This is a genomic window from Arthrobacter sp. KKT183 (assembly GCF_055657625.1).
On record NZ_CM145770.1, the window covers coordinates 603,314 to 621,680 of the forward strand.

The 18,367-nt window shown below is 62.7% G+C and carries 20 protein-coding genes; 9 read left to right on the forward strand and 11 right to left on the reverse strand.

The window, feature by feature from the left end:
* Window positions 1-48: 48 nt before the first annotated feature.
* Window positions 49-1,266 carry a formaldehyde dehydrogenase, glutathione-independent gene (fdhA, locus tag ACZ2GY_RS02985; RefSeq protein ID WP_056550213.1) on the reverse strand — a complete coding sequence of 406 codons (1,218 nt, stop codon included), beginning with the start codon at window positions 1,264-1,266 and terminating at the stop codon, window positions 49-51.
* 202 nt (window positions 1,267-1,468) lie between these two features.
* Window positions 1,469-1,927, reverse strand: a complete 459-nt coding sequence (locus tag ACZ2GY_RS02990; protein WP_277357048.1) for a DUF4383 domain-containing protein — start codon at window positions 1,925-1,927, stop codon at window positions 1,469-1,471.
* A 150-nt stretch (window positions 1,928-2,077) separates the two neighbouring features.
* On the opposite strand from ACZ2GY_RS02990, the gene ACZ2GY_RS02995 reads away from it, so the two are divergent.
* From ACZ2GY_RS02995 to ACZ2GY_RS03005, 3 genes are all read left to right on the forward strand, one after another.
* A complete protein-coding gene (locus ACZ2GY_RS02995) occupies window positions 2,078-2,836 on the forward strand; it encodes an SDR family NAD(P)-dependent oxidoreductase (RefSeq protein WP_277357047.1) in 759 nt (252 codons plus the stop codon).
* Window positions 2,837-2,842: 6 nt separating this feature from the next.
* A complete protein-coding gene (locus tag ACZ2GY_RS03000; protein ID WP_277357046.1) occupies window positions 2,843-3,136 on the forward strand; it encodes a DUF503 domain-containing protein in 294 nt (97 codons plus the stop codon).
* Between the two features lie 63 nt (window positions 3,137-3,199).
* A complete protein-coding gene (locus ACZ2GY_RS03005; RefSeq protein WP_277357045.1) occupies window positions 3,200-3,457 on the forward strand; it encodes a YegP family protein in 258 nt (85 codons plus the stop codon).
* 10 nt (window positions 3,458-3,467) lie between these two features.
* On the opposite strand, the gene ACZ2GY_RS03010 is transcribed toward ACZ2GY_RS03005, so the two are convergent.
* Window positions 3,468-3,770 carry a DUF4193 domain-containing protein gene (locus ACZ2GY_RS03010; RefSeq protein ID WP_056550228.1) on the reverse strand — a complete coding sequence of 101 codons (303 nt, stop codon included), beginning with the start codon at window positions 3,768-3,770 and terminating at the stop codon, window positions 3,468-3,470.
* Between the two features lie 103 nt (window positions 3,771-3,873).
* Here ACZ2GY_RS03010 and ACZ2GY_RS03015 point away from each other — a divergent pair, with 103 nt between their 5' ends.
* Window positions 3,874-6,537 (forward strand): excinuclease ABC subunit UvrA, encoded by a 2,664-nt coding sequence (locus ACZ2GY_RS03015; RefSeq protein ID WP_471672940.1) that lies wholly within the window; start codon window positions 3,874-3,876, stop codon window positions 6,535-6,537.
* Window positions 6,538-6,547: 10 nt separating this feature from the next.
* Here the strand turns inward: ACZ2GY_RS03015 and ACZ2GY_RS03020 are convergent, their stop codons facing one another.
* Window positions 6,548-9,796, reverse strand: a complete 3,249-nt coding sequence (locus ACZ2GY_RS03020) for a DEAD/DEAH box helicase (protein ID WP_471672941.1) — start codon at window positions 9,794-9,796, stop codon at window positions 6,548-6,550.
* A 38-nt stretch (window positions 9,797-9,834) separates the two neighbouring features.
* Here ACZ2GY_RS03020 and ACZ2GY_RS03025 point away from each other — a divergent pair, with 38 nt between their 5' ends.
* A complete protein-coding gene (locus ACZ2GY_RS03025; protein WP_277357043.1) occupies window positions 9,835-10,362 on the forward strand; it encodes a DUF488 domain-containing protein in 528 nt (175 codons plus the stop codon).
* Here ACZ2GY_RS03025 and ACZ2GY_RS03030 read toward each other — a convergent pair.
* Entirely contained in the window at window positions 10,359-10,847 is a 489-nt protein-coding gene (locus ACZ2GY_RS03030) for a MarR family winged helix-turn-helix transcriptional regulator (protein WP_471672942.1), read from the reverse strand. The two genes, ACZ2GY_RS03025 and ACZ2GY_RS03030, sit on opposite strands and share 4 nt — an antisense overlap.
* Window positions 10,848-10,905: 58 nt before the next feature.
* On the opposite strand from ACZ2GY_RS03030, the gene ACZ2GY_RS03035 reads away from it, so the two are divergent.
* Window positions 10,906-11,820 (forward strand): EamA family transporter, encoded by a 915-nt coding sequence (locus tag ACZ2GY_RS03035; protein ID WP_471672943.1) that lies wholly within the window; start codon window positions 10,906-10,908, stop codon window positions 11,818-11,820.
* 37 nt (window positions 11,821-11,857) lie between these two features.
* Window positions 11,858-12,316, forward strand: coding sequence for a DUF3817 domain-containing protein (locus ACZ2GY_RS03040; protein ID WP_471672944.1), 459 nt, complete (start codon window positions 11,858-11,860; stop codon window positions 12,314-12,316).
* 56 nt (window positions 12,317-12,372) lie between these two features.
* On the opposite strand, the gene ACZ2GY_RS03045 is transcribed toward ACZ2GY_RS03040, so the two are convergent.
* Window positions 12,373-13,707 (reverse strand): DUF2254 domain-containing protein, encoded by a 1,335-nt coding sequence (locus ACZ2GY_RS03045; protein ID WP_471672945.1) that lies wholly within the window; start codon window positions 13,705-13,707, stop codon window positions 12,373-12,375.
* 85 nt (window positions 13,708-13,792) lie between these two features.
* Here ACZ2GY_RS03045 and ACZ2GY_RS03050 point away from each other — a divergent pair, with 85 nt between their 5' ends.
* Window positions 13,793-14,089 carry a hypothetical protein gene (locus ACZ2GY_RS03050; protein ID WP_471672946.1) on the forward strand — a complete coding sequence of 99 codons (297 nt, stop codon included), beginning with the start codon at window positions 13,793-13,795 and terminating at the stop codon, window positions 14,087-14,089.
* A 93-nt stretch (window positions 14,090-14,182) separates the two neighbouring features.
* On the opposite strand, the gene ACZ2GY_RS03055 is transcribed toward ACZ2GY_RS03050, so the two are convergent.
* Window positions 14,183-14,698, reverse strand: coding sequence for a MarR family winged helix-turn-helix transcriptional regulator (locus tag ACZ2GY_RS03055; protein WP_277357037.1), 516 nt, complete (start codon window positions 14,696-14,698; stop codon window positions 14,183-14,185).
* Between the two features lie 64 nt (window positions 14,699-14,762).
* Window positions 14,763-15,272: a MarR family winged helix-turn-helix transcriptional regulator gene (locus ACZ2GY_RS03060; protein WP_471672947.1), complete on the reverse strand. Its 510-nt coding sequence runs from the start codon at window positions 15,270-15,272 to the stop codon at window positions 14,763-14,765.
* A gap of 185 nt (window positions 15,273-15,457) precedes the next feature.
* Here ACZ2GY_RS03060 and ACZ2GY_RS03065 point away from each other — a divergent pair, with 185 nt between their 5' ends.
* A complete protein-coding gene (locus ACZ2GY_RS03065) occupies window positions 15,458-15,793 on the forward strand; it encodes a hypothetical protein (protein WP_471672948.1) in 336 nt (111 codons plus the stop codon).
* Window positions 15,794-15,892: 99 nt separating this feature from the next.
* Here ACZ2GY_RS03065 and ACZ2GY_RS03070 read toward each other — a convergent pair whose 3' ends face one another.
* From ACZ2GY_RS03070 to ACZ2GY_RS03080, 3 genes are all read right to left on the reverse strand, one after another.
* Window positions 15,893-16,957, reverse strand: coding sequence for a spore photoproduct lyase family protein (locus ACZ2GY_RS03070; RefSeq protein ID WP_471672949.1), 1,065 nt, complete (start codon window positions 16,955-16,957; stop codon window positions 15,893-15,895).
* Between the two features lie 154 nt (window positions 16,958-17,111).
* Window positions 17,112-17,657: an SDR family oxidoreductase gene (locus ACZ2GY_RS03075; RefSeq protein WP_471672950.1), complete on the reverse strand. Its 546-nt coding sequence runs from the start codon at window positions 17,655-17,657 to the stop codon at window positions 17,112-17,114.
* A gap of 69 nt (window positions 17,658-17,726) precedes the next feature.
* A complete protein-coding gene (locus ACZ2GY_RS03080) occupies window positions 17,727-18,266 on the reverse strand; it encodes a hypothetical protein (RefSeq protein ID WP_346028644.1) in 540 nt (179 codons plus the stop codon).
* Between the last annotated feature and the right edge of the window lie 101 nt (window positions 18,267-18,367).

Genomic DNA, 18,367 nt, shown 5'->3' on the forward strand with positions numbered 1-18,367 from the left:
CCCCTTCTGAGTGCTCATAAGGGGCGTGTCCTGCCGAATCAACGGGGGTTAGGCGGCGATGTAGCCGTTCGGGTTCAGCACGTACTTCGTGGCCGCGCCCTTGTCGAACTCCTCGTAACCCTGAGGTGCCTGGTCCAGCGGAATCGGCTTGGCATTTACGGCCTTGGCGATGTGCGCCTTATCGTGCAGGATCGCCATCATGAGGCCGCGATTGTACTTCATCACCGGACACTGGCCCGTGGTGAAGGACAAAGACTTCGCCCAGCCGGTACCGAGCGAAAGCGACAGGGAACCGACCTTTGCAGCCTCGTCAATTCCGCCCGGATCACCCGTGACGTAGAGTCCCGGGATGCCGAGCGCGCCACCAGCGGCGGTTACCGACATGAGCGAATTCAGCACGGTGGCTGGAGCCTCGTGCGAGGAGTCCTTGCCGTGACCGCGGGCCTCAAACCCGACGGCGTCAACGCCACAATCCACCTCCGGCACTCCGAGAAGCTGCTCGATCTGGTCCTTGGGGTCGCCCTTGGAGACGTCGACCGTTTCGCACCCGAAAGTGCGGGCCTGTGCAAGCCGCTCCTCATTGAGGTCGGCCACGATGACGACGGCGGCACCCAGCAGCTGCGCGGAGAGTGCAGCCGCCAGACCCACCGGGCCTGCGCCCGCGATGTAGACCGTGGAACCGGTGGTGACGCCGGCCGTGTAGGCACCGTGGTAACCGGTGGGGAAAATATCCGAGAGCATCGTCAGGTCCAGGATCTTCTCCAGCGCCTGGTCCCGATCCGGAAACTTCAGCAGGTTCCAGTCCGCGTAGGGCACCAGGACGTACTCTGCCTGGCCGCCGACCCAGCCGCCCATATCCACGTAACCGTAGGCGCTGCCCGGCCGGTCAGGGTTGACGTTGAGGCAGATACCGGTCTTGCGTTCCTTGCAGTTCCGGCACCGTCCGCAGGAAATGTTGAACGGAACCGAGCAGATGTCACCTTTCTTGATGAACTCGACATCGCTTCCGACCTCCACCACCTCGCCGGTAATTTCGTGCCCCAGCACGAGGTCCGCGGGTGCGGTGGTCCGTCCACGGACCATGTGCTGGTCCGAGCCGCAGATATTTGTGGCGACAGTCTTCAGGATGACGCCGTGATTGACCTTTCTGCCGACGTTCGCAGGGTTGACCCCGGGACCGTCCTTGAGTTCAAACGTGGGGTAGTCGGTATCGATGATCTCGACCTTGCCGGGGCCCTTGTAGGCCACAGCCCTGTTTCCTGACATGGTGATCCTTCCGATGTGATGGGAGTTCGTCTTCGAACATCCCTTTCAGAGGCCGCAACTGACCGCGTCCGTCAGAAGGTGGCCTCGCCGTCAGTCTAGGTCTGAAAGGCTTCGGCGTATACCGATTTGATAAACATTCCAGACGTACAAAAGCATGTCCCGCCGGGTTTCCGGGCGGGACGTGCTTCGGGGACAAAGATCGCTAGAGGGCACGGCTCCCACGGTGCCGCATGGCATAGGCAGCGCCCAGTCCAACGGCGACGACGCCGAGGATCAGGTTGAGCCAGTTGGTGGATGCGTTGGTCGACAGAATGTTGGCGGCAGAGGTGCCGACAATCAGTCCGTAGAGCCACATGACCAGCAGGACCGCGCCGCTTCCGAGCAGGAAGTTTCGAGCTGAAAGAACTCCGCGGCTCATCCAGACTCCGGCGGCTCCCATGGCTAGATACAGCAGGTTGAGGAGCACCGACACCTGGAACGCGCCCAGGAGCATTGCCTCGGAACCGGATGCAAAGGCCATGGAACCGTATTGTGTGGTGATGCCCGGGATGAATCCGAGAATCCCCACCAGCAGGAAAACTACTCCCATCCCCATCGAGGCGCTGCGAACGTGATCGCGCGTCACATGGAAATCATGCGCATGGTGTGATGCGGTAGTCATCTCCCCTCCTCATGTGTAAATATGACTCTTCGCGGTGCCGCGAAAACGTCAGGAGAGGCGCATCGCCTGCACCGCCGTTGGAGGAGCGCAAACCGCGCCCAACCAGCACTCTCATTTTACTGCTGAAATACCCACCTGATAAGGGAAAACATGGCCAACTGGGCAATGATTACCGGCGCAACTGCAGGCCTTGGGGCGGAGTTCGCGGAGCAACTTGCCCGGCAGGGAAAGGGCCTTGTCCTGGTCGCCCGGGACTCGGCCAGGCTGGAGAAAAAAGCGGCTGCACTTCGCTCCCGCTTCAGCGTGGCGGTGGAGGTGCTGGCTGCGGACCTGCACGACGACGACGGCGTCCGCCGTGTCCTCGACAGGCTGCGGGACAGCACGGAGCCGGTGTCAACCCTGGTCAACAACGCGGGCTATGGCCTGCCCAAATCCTTCGAGGCGAATCCGCTTGAGGACGAACTGAACCACGCGGCGATTCATCTCACCGTTCCCCTTGCGCTCAGCCATGCCGCGCTGCAGGGCATGCTCGCACGCGGTTCCGGGCAGATAGTGAACGTGGCCAGCGTTGCCGGGTTCACTCCGCGCGGGACCTACGGCGCGCTGAAGGCAGCAATGATCAACTTCAGCACCTGGGCCAACTTCGCCTACAAGTCCCGGGGAGTAACCGTAATGGCGTTGTGTCCCGGCTTCGTCCACACTGAATTCCACCAGCGTATGGGCATGGACAAGGGCTCCGTTCCACGCTGGATGTGGTTGGATGCTCAGGGCGTCGTGGGCGCTGCCCTGAAGGATCTTTCCGCCGGCAAGGCGGTGTCGATTCCCAGCCTTCGCTATAAGGTGCTTGCGTTCGTTGCGAGGAATGCGCCGTCGTCGTTGGTGGCAAGGCTCGCCGCGCGCGGCAGGTGAACGAATATGTGGGTGGGGTTCATCGAGTTCGACCTCCTGCTGGGGGACGTGCACTCACTGAAGGCGAAGCGTTCGCTGGTTCGGCCGCTGGTGGCGGAGGTGCGGCGACGTTTCGAGCTGTCAGCTGCCGAAGTCGGTACGCAGGATCTCCACCGCCGCGCAACCGTTGGCGTGGGTCTGGTTTCGGGGGATCGTAGGCACGTTGTCGAGGTGCTGGATGAGGTTGAGCGGTTTGTCGCTGCGCGGCCGGAACTTGAACTCTTGAGTGCTCGACGCCGAATTGTGACCAGCGATGACTAACGGGATCGTCAGCGAACTTACTATCATGGGAACGTTGAGGCGTACTTACGAGGAGGTAAGAGCGTGTCTGGATATTTCAAGCTGGTTGACGCCCATGATCATGGGTACCGGCTCAAACTCATGGCCGGTGACGGCACCCTGGTTGCTGTCTCCGCGTACTTCCCCACCAAACAGGCTGCCATCGAGGGCATCGACGTCATCCGTGAAATCGCCGGTACCGGTCCCGTGATGGACCACACCCGCAGGGAGCAGTCTGCCCACGGTCACGCTGCCAGGGAGCAATCCACCCATGCCGTAGCGAAGCCGCGCCTTTCGGCCTGAAGGTTCGCTCCTAGCCTTCACACTCGACGCAGTAGGTGTGCCCGTTGCTTTCCCGTGCTTTCTGAGACCGGTGCCGGACCAGGAAACAGGAGTAGCACGTGAACTCGTCCTCACCCTGAGGGACCACCTGAACGATCAGCTCTTCGGAGACGATTTCCCCGCCGGGCGTATGTCCTTCATCAAGGGAATCGGACTCGTCCAGCTCAGTTACGACTCTCTTCGCATCGGGGGCGTTGGCGGCTTGCAGTGCCTCCAGCGACCGGTCCTGAGATTCCTTGACGTCGGAACGGACTTCGTCGTAATCGGTTGCCACTTTGGATGTTCTTCTCTCTGGCGTTAGCGGTTGTTACTACAGCAATCTTGCAACACATATGTGCGTGCCTTTGTTCCCACGATCTAGCGATAGTGTCGAATCAATGCAAAGTGAACAGCACGCCTCCAAACTTCCCGACCAGATGCTACTGACGCCGGACCCTACCCGTCCCACGGATGGCTTTGTCCGGGTGCGCGGCGCCCGCGAAAACAATCTGCGCGCCGTGAACGTGGACGTTCCCCGCGATGCGATCGTTGCTTTCACCGGGGTGTCCGGCTCAGGCAAGTCTTCCCTGGCCTTCGGTACTATATACGCCGAAGCCCAGAGACGTTATTTCGAGTCCGTGGCGCCGTATGCCCGCCGGCTCATTCAGCAGGGCCACAACCCCAAAGTGGAACAGATCACCGGGCTGCCTCCCGCGGTTGCACTTCAACAGCGCCGGGGCGCCCAGAGCAGCCGGTCCTCCGTTGGCACAGTAACGACCCTGTCCAACTCTGTACGCATGCTTTTCTCACGGGCAGGCAGTTACCCTGCCGGCGCGGAGCAACTTGATTCGGATGCGTTTTCTCCGAACACCGCTGCAGGAGCCTGCCCGGAATGTCATGGCCTCGGCATAGCGCACACCGTCAGCGAGGATTCGCTGGTGCCGGATCCCTCGCTCAGCATCCGTGACGGAGCCATCGCTGCCTGGCCGGGCGCCTGGCAGGGCAAGAACCTGCGTGACATCCTCACCCACCTCGGCTACGACGTCGAAACTTCCTGGCAGAAGCTGCCGAAAAAGGACCGCGACTGGATCCTTTTCACGGAAGAGCAGCCCGTGGTCGAAGTGACCCCGGAGCGGGACCGCGTAGCAAAGCCGTACAAGGGAAAGTTCTGGAGCGCCCGCAGCTACGTCCTGCACACTCTGGCCGATTCGCAGAGCGCCACCATGCGCAACCGAGTGCTGCAGTTCATGCACACCGGGCCGTGCCCGCGTTGCGGAGGCAGCGGCCTCAGGCCCGATGCCCTCGCCGTGACGTTCGCCGGGAAGACCATCGCCGAGCTCAACGCGGTTCCGTTGAGTGAACTGGCCGACATCATCCGTCCCACCACCGAGCTGACCTCGGCGGGAACGGCCTCGCGCAGGCGGTCCTCAGGCGAAACCAACGAGGTGGCCGTCGCACTCACCCAGGATCTGCTACAACGGATCACCGTCCTTCTGGATTTGGGCCTGGGTTATCTTGCGCTCGGTCGATCCACTCCGACGCTTTCACCGGGGGAGATGCAGAGACTCCGGATCGCCACCCAACTCCGGTCCGGACTGTTCGGTGTGATCTACGTGCTCGACGAGCCGTCGGCCGGGCTGCACCCAGCGGACGCCGAACCCCTGCTGGCCGTGCTGGACCAGCTCAGGGTTTCCGGCAACTCAGTCTTCGTCGTGGAGCACAACATGGACGTGGTGCGCCGTGCTGACTGGGTTGTGGATGTCGGACCGAACGCCGGCGAGGGCGGCGGTGAGGTGCTCTACAGCGGACCGGTCGACGGGCTTCGAGACGTTGCAGCGTCTGTAACCAGGCCGTTCCTCTTCCGTGGGCACCCTGACGGGACGGGCGACGTCGCTTCAGCCGGTCACGATCACGACGGCGCAACCGCTGGCCAAGGTGCAAGCAGGGAGGCAACAGGTTGGCTCGGGCTGAGGAACATCACCCGGCACAACCTGCGCAACCTCGACGTGGACTTCCCACTCGGAGTACTTACTGCGGTCACCGGTGTTTCCGGCTCCGGCAAATCGACCCTGGTCAGTCAGGTCCTCGCCGAGCTCGTCAAGGAACGGCTGCGTCCACACGGTGAAATTCCACACGGTGAAATTCCGCACGGTGCAGATCCGCACGGTGCAGATCCGCACCGTGGGACAACGGAATCGTCGGACACGGGCGAAAATGGCCCTGCTGCCGCCCGCACGGGGTCGCTGACAGTCGACTCGCCGTCCGGACGGAACCACCTCGACCGGCTCGTGACGGTTGATCAGAAGCCGATCGGCCGGACTCCGCGCTCCAACCTCGCAACCTACACCGGGCTCTTTGACGCCGTGCGGAAGGAATTCGCCGCCACCGACGAGGCCCGATCCCGTGGCTACGGCGCCGGACGCTTCTCCTTCAATGTGGCAGGCGGCCGGTGCGAGGTCTGCCAGGGCGAAGGGTTCGTGGCCGTGGAGCTGTTGTTCCTGCCCGGCAGTTACGGGCCGTGCCCAGAGTGCGATGGTTCCCGGTTCAATCCCGAAACTCTTGAGGTCACCTACCGCGGCCGGAACGTCGCCGAGGTGCTGGGAATGACGGTTACCGCTGCCGCTGAATTCCTGGCCGACGTACCCTCAGCGGCCCGGAGCCTTCGAACCTTGCTGGAAGTGGGATTGGGCTACCTTAGGCTGGGTCAACCCGCCACCGAGCTGTCCGGCGGAGAGGCCCAGCGCATCAAGCTGGCCACGGAAATGCAGCGTGCCCAGCGCGGTCACACGCTGTACCTGCTGGATGAGCCCACCACCGGATTGCATCCCGCAGATGTCCGTCTGCTGATGACGCAACTGCACGGGCTGGTCGACGCCGGCAACACAGTGATTTTGGTCGAGCACACCATGGATGTTGTCGCCTCCGCTGACTGGGTCATCGATCTTGGACCCGCCGGTGGCGACGGCGGCGGAAAGATCACTGCCGTCGGCACTCCCGCTGCGGTGTCGGCATCACAGGACAGCCGGACCGCCTCGTATCTCGCTGCTACCCTGCACTCCTGACCTCCAGCGCTTACCCGGCCAACAGTTCCCTGATGTCATCCGCCGTCAGCGCTGAACTGAAGACGGCGTCATCATCCATGACTGAGCTGAACAGCTTGGCCTTCTGCTCCTTCAGCTTCATGACCTTCTCCTCGATGGTGTCCGTTGAGACCATCCGGTAGACCATGACGTTCTTCGTCTGGCCGATGCGGTGCGTCCGGTCCACCGCCTGCGCTTCGCTGGCCGGGTTCCACCATGGATCCAGCAGGAAGCAGTAGTCAGCTTCGGTCAGGTTCAGCCCGAAGCCGCCTGCCTTGAGGCTGATCAGGAACACCGGTGCGGTGCCGTTCTTGAAGGAGTCGATGACGTCTCCGCGCTTCCGGGTGGAGCCGTCCAGATAGGCGAACTCGACGCCCTGGGCTTCCAGGCGCGCTGCCGCCAGCTTGAGGTAGGACGTGAACTGGCTGAATACTAGGGCACGGTGTCCCTCTGCGAGAACGTCCTCCAACTGCTCGAACAGGACGTCCAGCTTTGCTGACGGCACGCCCTCATACTCCGGCTCAACCAGCGACGCATCGAGGCTGAGCATCCGAAGGAGGGTGAGCGAGCGGAACACGATCATCCGGTTCCGGTCCAGGTCCTCGATCAGGCCGAGCAGCTTCTGCCGTTCCCGCTGGAGGTGCGTCTGGTAGATCTTGCGGTGCCGCGGGTGCAGTTCCACCGCGAGCACCTGCTCCTGTTTGGGCGGGAGGTCTGACGCGACGGCTTCCTTGGTTCGCCGCATCATCAGCGGCCGGATCCGGCGCCGCAGCCGCTGCAGCCGCTCCGTACTGCCCTGCTTCTCGATGGGGGTCCGGTACTCCTCCGTGAAAGCACGCGAGGACGGGAACAACCCCGGAGCGGTGATATTGAACATCGCCCACAGCTCCATCAGGTTGTTCTCCATGGGAGTGCCGGTGATGGCCAGCTTGAAGGGTGCGCGAAGTTCCTTGGCGCACCGGTGCACCTTCGCCGCATGATTCTTCACGAACTGCGCCTCGTCCAGGATGAGACCTGCCCACTCCTGCTTCCCGTACGCGTCATTGTCCAGCCGGAAGAGTGCATAGGACGTGATAACGACGTCGGCCCCCTCCACCTGCTCGGACACCGGCGTTCCGCTCTTGGCCTGCGTGTCACCGATACCCCGCACAGCAAGACCGGGCGCGAAGCGCTGCGCCTCAGCAATCCAGTTCGGCACCACAGAGGTGGGCGCCACCACGAGGAAGGGCCGTTTCTCGCCCTGATCCTTCGCGTGGACCAGCAACGCCAGCGTCTGGAGGGTCTTGCCGAGACCCATGTCATCTGCCAACACACCGCCCAGGCCGTGCGACCACAGGAACGCGAGCCAGTTGAAGCCGTCCACCTGATAGGGGCGCAAGGTTGCGTGAAGCCCCTCCGGTAGTGGTGTCTGCTCAACCTCGGTCAACTCGAGTAGGCCATTGACGGCTGCACGCCATGACTGTGCCTGTTCCGTTTCCTCAGCAAGGTCCTCGAATTCAGCCCACAGACCCGCCTGATAGCGGCTGATCCGCAGCCCGGTCTCCCACTCGTTGAGCATCCGTGCCTCATCGATGAGTTCGCGAAGCTGGTCGAAGATGGGCTGGTTCAGGGACAGGTAGCTGTTGTCTACCAGCTTGATCCGGTTGCTGCCCTTGGCGAGGGCGGTGAAGATGTGGTCGAACGGGATCTTCCGGCCCTGCACGGTGACCAAAACGCCCAGGTCAAACCAGTCGCGGTCCTCGGTATCCACGGTGGTGATGAGAAGCTGCGGTGTGTCGGTGAGCTCCTCAAACGTCGGTTTGCTGCCGAGAATGTCCACGCGCACTGCGTCCAGCCGCTCCAGCCGCGGCAGGGCGGTCTCCGTGAAGTCCACCACCTCCATGCCGGTGAATACGCGGTCCTTCACCATGCGACCGCCGAGGGCGTCCCGAGCCGCTGCGAGCGTGGCGGTTTCGGTTGCGGCGTCTCGGTACCCGCCGTCGTCGTCCTCGCTTTTGAGGGGTTTGCGGGTCTCAGTATCACCGCTCTGGTAGGCCCAGTCCCAGGAGAGCTGCAGCTCATCCTCACCGAAGGCAGCAGTGAGAACCAGCACGGGGGGAAGGATTTCCGGGAAGATGACCGAGCCGTCGCTGCTCACCACATCGATGGACTGGATGAGCCGCGGGTAAAAGCCTGACAGGAACTCCTGCTTCTCGCTCTCCGGGATGCGCACCGGCTTGGTGCGCTCGAGGAGTTCCCGGTTGTGATCGGTGAGCTTGCGCGTGGTGGGCGCCAGGGTGATGGTGCCGTTCTCGGAGGCCGTGTAGACGCCGTGATCGGCAATGACGTGTGCCGAGTCCGGCGGGTGGTTCTCGCCGTCGATATTGATGGCCGGGCAGAGCTGGATGGCGTTGTCCGTGGTGGTGGCATCGAGGAGCAGGACCGCCTCGGAAGCCAGGTGGACCGTGACGCTCTTCTTCGAACCGACGAAGGCGATCCCCAACCGTTGAGCCTCCTGCAGCAGCTGCCACAGGAGCGGGTTGCTGAAGTCATCCAGGTACAGCCAGGAGTCATTGTTCCCGAAGTAGGTGACGCCGGTCCCGCGGTGCAGCGCCGGAAACTGGGCGAACCAGCGGTGCTGATCGGGATCCAGCTTCAGCCCGTACGTCTGGTAGCTGATGTTTCCCCACGCGAGATTGTTCTTCACCCAGTTGCCCTTGGCGTTCCGGATCACTGGGCGGACGCCGAGCTTGAAACCGCGGTAGGCATGGCGCTTCTCCCACTTGGACACCGTGGTGGGGCGCAGTTCAAACTGCAGGCCCAGAACGGTGGGCTGGACGGTGGCGAGGGCGCCGTCGCCGTGCTGGTGGCTTGAAAGGAGGCCGGACAGGGATTCCTGCCACCCGGCGGGGCGGGCGGGCGACGACGGCGCCGTCAGCTCCTGATTGGCGCGAAGATTCTCCATGTTGGAACGGAGCGCGACGGCGGCAACATGCTTGCAGTCCAGCCCCACCGGGCAGGAGCAGACGCTGTCCCGAAGGTGGAAGCGGCCATCACCCTTCTGCGCCAGATACAGTTGCGTGCGGTATGGCGCAGGCGAGCTTCCCATGACGCGCGCGTGAACCGTTTTGGAGTCCGGTTCGAAAGTCAGCCCCTGCACCAGGGAATCCTTGGCATACCCCTGCCCACGCTGGAACGCGGCGCCGCCTACCATGCGGATGATGTCAGCGACATCAATCATGGGATACGGGGTTTCGGGCATGAATTTATGCTCTCATGTGGCCCTGACAGACTGGTGTCATGCGGCTACTTACGGTGGGGCACGGAACAGCGGACCGGGATCAGTTCGGCGCACTGCTTCAAGGTGCCCAGGTGCAGACTTTGGCGGATGTGCGTCGCTTTCCCGGCAGCCGCCGGAACCTCGACACGCGGAAGGAAGCGCTCGAGGAGTGGTTGCCATCCGAAGGAATCGATTACCGGTGGTTCGAGGATCTGGGCGGGCGCCGGCGCAATGCTGCGGGGGAGCCGGAAACTGACACGTGGTGGCGGGTGGCGCAGTTCCGCGCCTATGCCGCCTACACCCGCACGGACGAATTCGCGGCTGCGCTGGCGGAGCTGCGGGCGGTCGCTGCACAGGCCTCCACCGCGATCATGTGCAGCGAGAGTGTCTGGTGGCGTTGCCATCGGCGCATTGTTGCGGACGTGCTGGTGATGCTGCATGGCTTCGAAGTGCATCACCTCATGCCTGATGGCCGGTTGACGCTGCATGAACCGTCCGCAGGCGCCCGAGTTTCTGACAGTGCCGTGTACTGGGATGTGCAGGACTAGTCGACCAGCCCGGCACCGAACTTCCTCAGCAGGTCTGCAAGTGCGTGGCGCTCGCTGGCGGAGAGGCCCGCGAGCAGTTCCTCCTCAGCGGCCAAGTGGGTAGGGAGGGTTGCATCGACCAGGTCCTTCCCCTGTTGCGTCAGCGTTACTTCGGTTCCGCGCCCGTCAACGCTGCTTTTGGCGCGGGTAATCAGTCCGCGGTCTTCCAGCCGGTTCAGGCGCTGTGCGACGGCGCTTGAGGTGATCATGGCGCTCGCAGCGAGGTCTTTCGGGCTAAGTGTGTAGGGGGGTCCGTTCCTCCGCAGGGTGGCGAGCACGTCAAAAGACCCGGCATCCAGCCCGTGCCGCGAGAAGTTTCCCTCAAGCCGGCGTTCCGCCTGTTGCGCCACCCGGGAGAGCCGGCCCAGTACGTGCATGGGGGAGACATCGAGCTCGGGCCGCTCGCGATGCCACTGCTGCACAATCCCGTCCACGTGATCAGTCATGGATCCACTCTAGACGGTTTGCTAAGCACTTAGCTACTATTGCTAAGTGCTTAGCAAAATGAGTTGGACCCTGTTGATAACCGCCCTTGCGCCGATGGTTTGGGGCAGCACCTATTTGGTGACCGAGGCCTTGCTGCCGCCGGGGCTTCCGCTGACTGCCGCGGTGCTTCGCGCACTCCCTGCCGGTCTCCTGCTTCTCCTGGTGGTGCGGCGGTTGCCACACGGCTCATGGTGGTGGAAGGCGCTGGTGCTTGGCGGCCTCAACATCGGGGTCTTCTTTGCGTTGCTCTTCGTGGCGGCGTACCGGCTGCCCGGGGGAGTGGCGGCGACCGTAGGCGCTGTTCAGCCGCTCATTGTGGCGGGACTGGCAACGTGGGTCCTCAAGGATCGGCTGTCGCTCAAAGTGGTGCTGGCGGGGATTACCGGTGCTGCCGGCGTCGCGCTTCTGGTTCTGTCATCGCAAGCGCGCCTCGATACGGTGGGTGTGCTCGCCGCACTGGGCGGGGCGGTGTCCATGGCTGCCGGCGTCGTGCTTGCCAAGAAGTGGGGCAAGGCAGAGAAGCCGCTCACCATGACCGCGTGGCAATTAGTGGCCGGCGGGCTCCTGCTGGTCCCGCTGATGCTCATCGTCGAGGGGCAGCCGCCCGCGCTTACGATGACCAACCTGGGCGGGTACCTGTACCTCTCGATCCTTGGAACAGCTGTGGCCTACGTGCTGTGGTTCCGCGGTATTCAGCGGCTGCCGGTTACTGCTCCTTCCTTCCTCGGACTGCTCAGCCCGGTGGTCGCAGCGCTTTTGGGGTGGCTGGTTTTGGGCGAGCAACTGTCCCTTCTGCAGGGAGTTGGCGGGTTGCTGGTTCTGGGTTCCATCCTGGCGGTCAATGTGCGCAGGCGCTCCGGTAGGCAGCCGGCGGTTGCGCTGCCTGCCGCTGACCAGTCGCCTGAAATCTGCATCCCGACGCCGCTGCGCTAGATTTGAATGACCGCACCCGTTTGACCAGGAGACATCCATGAGCCCTCGTACCCTCTTCCGTAGCGTTGCCGTCGCGGAGGCGATCACGTGGGCACTGCTTCTGGCGGGCATGTATCTGAAGTACGTTACTGAAACCACTGAGATCCTGGTTTCGGTGGGCGGGGCACTGCACGGTTTCATCTTCCTCACGTACCTGGTGAGCACAACCTTTGTCTGGGTCAACCAGCGGTGGAGCACGGGCATCGGGGCGCTGGGCCTTTTGGCCGGCGTCATCCCGTTTGCCACGGTTCTTTTTGACTGGCAGCTTGAGCGCCGGGGAAAGCTCGACGGCGGATGGCGCCTTGCGGCCGGAAAGGACCAGCCGTCCGGTGCAGTTGAGAACCTTCAGGCGTGGGTGCTGCGCAACCCGCTTACGGCCGCACTGGTGGGAATCATCGGTGTCAGCGTGGTCTTTGCGGCACTGTTGATCGCCGGTCCGCCCGTACCTGTGGGCTGAGTCTTTTTTGGGGTGACCGGCCGGGCATCCATCGGGGCTGACCGAGTCTTACCTCTTCATGCGCCGGTAGCGCATCTTTGGAGGAGTTCCTGCTGATCCACCGGGTCGAGCCCGCTGCCGGACAGGGCACGAGCGATCCGCTGTCGCTGTTGGCCGAAAATCTCACCATGCCGGCCTGAGGCGTTGAGTTCTGTCTCATCGATCAGGTCAATCAGGCGGCGCGCTACGCGTGGGTCGTCCATGCCGTAGGTGCAGATCTGCGACACGACCAGTTCAAGCAGCATGGACAAAGTTCGCCTGCGGATGGTGACCCTCACGTTGCCCTCGCCGTCAGTCATCATCCGGTGTCCCGAGTCTTCCCTGGCCAGCGAGGACAGGCCTGCCGAGAGGTGCCCCAAAGCGTGCACGCACGTCGTAGGGTCATTGACGCTGGGGGAGATGGCCCGGACCGCGACGTCGAGGATCTGCTGCACCGGAAAGCCGATGTCCTGAACCGAGTTGCGTTCAAATCCGATGGTGGCGCAGTTCTCGACCGCCTGCCTGAGCTGTTGCGCTTGGTCTTCGGTCCAGTCGCCGCTGTCCCGTTGTATTGCGTATCCGTAGGGCACACCCTCGACAAGGAAGTCTCCCGGCGGACGCTGGAGGACGATGACCACGTCGAACTGACTGGCCACCTTGAGCAGCGACTCCTCATTGACCTGCACGAGGAAGCCCGATGACCCGGCGGGTAGATCCAGCGCTCCAGCAGGGGCCTCCAGCTCAATGTGTGGTCTCGCAGATCCGCCCGTGACGCTGCCCATCGTCGCCGATAAATCATTGTGGACGTCCGCCAGCATTCGTTCCACCCGCAGTTGGCGCGAGAGGTGACCAAGGAACAGAACCAGTCCAATGACGGTGGTCAGCGACAGCAGGAAGGACAGCGTGACGGCAATCTCCGGAACGAAGCCGGTGGATTCCTCGTCGTTATCCCGGATTGTCCGCAGCACAGTCAGGGAATAAGCGAAGGTCGCCAGGAAAAGCGCGAGAGTGTTGTGGACAAACCTGTCGCTGGTGAAGGTGCGCAGCAGGCGCGGCGAATACTGGCTGCTGGCAAGTTGCAGTGTGACGACCGTCAGCGAGAAGGTCAGGGATGTCACGGTGATGGTTGATGCCGCTATCGCTTCCATGAGCGATCGCGCGGCCGCCGCGCCGCCGCCGAAGAGAAGCGCTGACAGTGCGGGCGGCATGTCGTCGTCGAGCTGGTGGTCAAGCCAGGTGACATACTGTGCGAGCACCACTGAGACGATGACCGCGGTGAGCGGGACCGGCCACAGCTGGGTTCGGATGTAGTCGCGAACCACGCGCGGGGTCAGGTTCGTTGCACTGCGCCAGACTGACCTGCTGCGTTCCATTCGAGAACAGTAGCAATGCCGCACGGGTCGCTGATATCCGAGCGACAACTTGCGTGAGAAAAGAAAGCCTGCTTATTATTCTCTGGTGCTTCAATCTTCAACGAGTTCCCTATCCTCAGCGCGAGACCATGATCGGCCCGGCATTGCCGAGGAACTGAGGGAATCGGCCCGCCGGATCCGGGATCTGGAACGGGTGCGGGTCCAGCTCGCGAGGACGCTGCTGGACGTTCAGCGGGCGGGCGAGACCTCCCGGGATCCTGACCATGTTCAGCGGTTGATTTCTGCCGCGGTGCGCGATCTTGAGGAGCTGGACGCCCGATTGTTCGAGGCGCGGACCCTGCACTCTACGACCGAGAGCTGCGAAACACTCCTCGCGAGCTGACGCCTGGCCTCGTAGCTGCCGCGTACCCTCGTGAGCGTGCGCTCGGCCTGCGGAGCAGTCGTTCAGCCTGCGCCTGGCCTGCGGGGCAGCCGCCTAGCCTGCGGTCAGATCGTGTCCGGCGAGCTCCTCGGCGAACTTGTCCTGCGGCAGGTCACGGGAGTCCGCGTGTTCGTTCTGGCCCTGCCCTACGAGGCGGGGGAAACCCCCCAGATCCCGGATGTGGGCAATCAGTTCCGCCCGCAGGACGGCGTCTGAGCCCATCGACGACTGAGCTTCCTCGTCCTCCATTGCCTGGGCCCGCTGTAGCACGGCCTTGCCCTCTGCGCTGAGGCTGACGATGAAGACACGGCGATCGTCGTCGCTTCTGGTGCGTTGGATCAGGCCCCGTGTTTCAAGCCTTTCGAGAAGTTTGCCGGTGGTCTGTGCCTGAACGCGAAGTTCCCGCGCCAGTTCCACCTGCGTGATGGCGCTGGTTCTGCCGAGAACGCGCAGTGTCAGGAGTCCCGCGTGGGTGGTTCCCAGTTGACGGAGTCGCTCATTTTCCTGATTGGCGCTGAGCCGGGCAGCCGTGTTGAGAAGTCGGTTTGTTGGCCACTGCGCGATATCCATGATGTGTTGTCTCTTCCGGTCGCCGTGCAACGAATCCTTGTGGTTGGTTGTGCTTCTGTTGGTGTCAGGGGTGATGGGGCGGGTCCTCTTGTTCCATAGCCCAGGTCATGCGTTCAAGAAACCGCGTGACATGCAGTGCCTCCTCGGTGGTCAGTGATTCAGCAACTTCAAGCATCCGCTTGTGCATCCCGCCAAGGGTTTCACGTACTTCTGTGTCAGCACTGCCGGTCGGGATGATCTCGACGGAACGCCGGTCGGTAGGATGTGGCCGTCGGATCAGGTGTCCGCTCGCAACGAGACGGTCAACGAGTCCGGTGGTGGACGCCGTCGAAATCTTCAGCATGCGTGAGAGGTCCTTGGGACTGATGCAATGCCCGGCCTTGTGGGCTCGCATGGCATACCTGATAGCCAGAAGGTCTGTTTCATTCATCTTCATGGAATCACGGGTTCGACGGCGCATCTCGGCTTCTGCGGCACGGTACGCGCGGAGCGCGTTGAGCACGTCAACGCTGCCAGGGGTGTCCTGGTCGGCGTACCAATAGCCTGCGCCGTCGGGGTTCATTGCGGTCTCCATGTCAATCATTTTATCGCTCAGCTATATGCTAGGCCACCTAGCGAATCTCAAGGTCGGGAAAGGTTTCGAGACCGCCTCAAGAGCGACTCAGCTTTTGGTCTGTTTCTGGTGATGGACAGTCAAGCTAAGGTCATATATAACTAGCCAGGCTAGTTACTATTCCACCTATTGATAGAGAGCCGCCGATGATCACCATCGCTCACGAGTCCCCCGGGGAGTTTGTCTCGGGTTCTGCTGGTAACGCCTTGGATTTGGGCGACCAGCTGTGGATGTCCGAAATCGACGTGGCGTTCGACGACAGCGCCTCAGGTACAGAACGGGTCATTGCCGCCGCCGCGGCGGTCGAGTCGCTCGAGTGGAAGCTGGATCGTGCTCGAGCCGGTCTTGCCGAGGCGATCGAGCGGGCCGCGTCCGAAGGATGTCCGGTAGACGCAATTGCCGTGGCTGCGGGAATGACGCATGAAGACATCACCTCTCTGCTCTGGGCGCCCTGTATGGAACTTCCTGAGAGCGAAGCCTGAAGTCGGAGCGGCGCTGGCCCACGGGTGGTGCCTCTGTCCGTTCAGGAATGCTCACCCCCAGGAATGCTCTCCTCCAGGAATGCTTCCCTCCAGAAATCATCAGAACGCGTAGCGAACCCGGCAGTACGGTGCTATCTCCTCGATGAGCTCGGTCAGCTGCCGCACGTAGCGCCCCTTGGCGCCGGATCGGTAACGGACGTTGGTAAAGCCGTTGGAAGAGACCTTCGACTCCTGCAGGTCTGGCCGCCACAGCACGTTCTCGGCCTGCGGGTGCCACCCGAGGTTGACCTCGTGCAGGCGCTCGTTGTGGGTGAGGAAGATGACTTCGGCTGCGAGCTGAGCCTTTGCTGCAGGGGTGAGCGTCGCATCGAGTTGGCGGAGGAGGTCCCGCCAGTCGCGGAGCCAGGTATCCGTGATGATCACGGGGGAGAAGTTCACGTGGACTTCGTACCCGGCGTCAACGAAATCGTTGATCGCGGCCATCCGCTTTGCCACGGGTGAGGTGCGAACGTCGATCGACTTGGCGAGGTCCGCGGGCATGAGGGAAAAGCGGATCCGGGTGCGGCCGCCGTGGTCCCAACTCAGCATTGCCGGATTGACGTACTTGGTGGCGAACGAGAGCTTGGCGGTGGGCAGGTCACGGAAGAGCTCGACCAGGTCCTTGACGTTGTCGCTGATCAGGGCGTCTACGGAGCAGTCGCTGTTTTCCCCGATGTCATAGACCCACAGCTCGGGATCACACTGGTTAGGTTCGAGCTTCATCCCCTGACGCGTGGCGTGCCGTTCAAGCGCGCCGGCGATCTGGTCGATGTTGGCGAACACGGTCACCGGGTTGCTGTACCCCTTGTGGCGGGGAACGTAGCAGTAGGCGCACGCCATGGCGCAACCGTTGGCGGATGAGGGGGCGATGAAGTCTGCTGACCTGCCGTTCGGCTTGACGGTGAGTGCCTTCTTGACGCCGAGGACCAGCGCCTCGGTCTTGATCCGTGACCAGCGCGGGACGTTTGTTTCATCACCGTGGACTTCCGGGATGTTCCAGTGGTTGTCCACCAGCACGACGTCGGCTTCCGGCCACCGCTCCACAATCTCCTTGCCGCGGGGCAACTCCAGGGCGGCAGGCTGCGCATAGATGCGCTTGATTTGCAGCAGCCGGTTGAATTCCATGCGTCCATCCTTCCGTCTCGCGCGGGACGCCGCAGGCGGTTAAGCCCACGGCGTCCATCCTCCTCGCGTTGAGTTGTCAGTACACACCCCTTTCGGAGAGTCATTGAGGGTGTGTCCTGCTCACTTGAAGTGGTGATCCACCGTAAGGGCCGCGCTACAGGATGGGCCGGCCGCCGGTGACGGCGATCCGGGCGCCTGACATGTAGCTACCGTCGTCGGACGCGAGGAGAACATAGGCAGGAGCGAGTTCGGCGGGCTGGCCGGCGCGTCCCAGAGGAGTGTCGTCGCCGAACTGCTTGACCTTTTCTTCGGGCATGGTCGAGGGAATGAGCGGCGTCCAGATGGGGCCGGGCGCGACACTGTTGACGCGGATTCCCTTTTCGCCGAGCATTTGCGCGAGGCTCGCTGAGAAATTGGCGATGGCTGCTTTGGTTGCGGCGTAGGGCGCCAGCGCGGGGCTCGGCATGTCCGAGTTCACCGATGAGCTGCCGATGATCGAAGAACCCGGAGCCATGTGCGGCAGGGCGGCCTTGACGAGGTGGAACATCGCTGACACGTTCACCTTGAAGGTGTATTCCCACTCCTCTTCAGTGATCTCATCGAGGGTCTGGTGGCTCATCTGGTAGGCGGCGTTGCTGACGATGGGAACTTTTGCGCAGCTCCGGTGGCTTTCCAGCGCCGGAACCCGCCGTAGCTGCACAAAATTTCCTCGGGGTTAACCGAAGAGGCCCGCCGTTTGGGGGAAACGACGGGCCGGGCTTCTGGGTACTCAGCGGTTGAAGATGCCGTCAAGTAGGTTCTTGGGACGCTGCTGCTCACCCTGGTTGGCGCCAAGCACAATCACTGCGCCGCTGAGGGCGGGCAGGATCCACTGGAGTGTTTTCAGCTGCGACTGGGCTTTCTTCAGCTCCTCCGGTGCTCCGGGCTTGGGCTCAGTTGCGCCGGCAGCTCCGTGCTGGCTCAGTTCGCCCACCTTCTTGCCGAGCATGCCCGAGTAGAGGGATGCTGCCATGCCGACCACCGTGATTGCTGACTTCACCACGGTATTGGCAACAGCGCCGGATTGACCGGCAAGCCGTCCCTTGTTCGCTGCGATGAGGCCGATGCCGCCAACTGCGTGTGCGCCGAACGCTGCGATCTGCACCGGGGTCCAGCGCGCCCAGCCAACGGTGGAAAGACGGGTGCGTTCTGTCGGGTCCTTGGCTTCGGCCGCTGCGCCGTTCAGGCCGACGGCGCCCATGAGCGATCCGCCGAACCAAGCCGCAGCACTGAGATCGTGTAGGGACCGTACAAGCGTGTTTCCTGCCATGATGCTCTCCTTAGACTTGGGTGTGCCGTAATCCGATGGGGATGTTTGGAAAACGGCTCCCTTAATGTTTATCAGCATGCTTAGCATTTTGCGAGTGATCG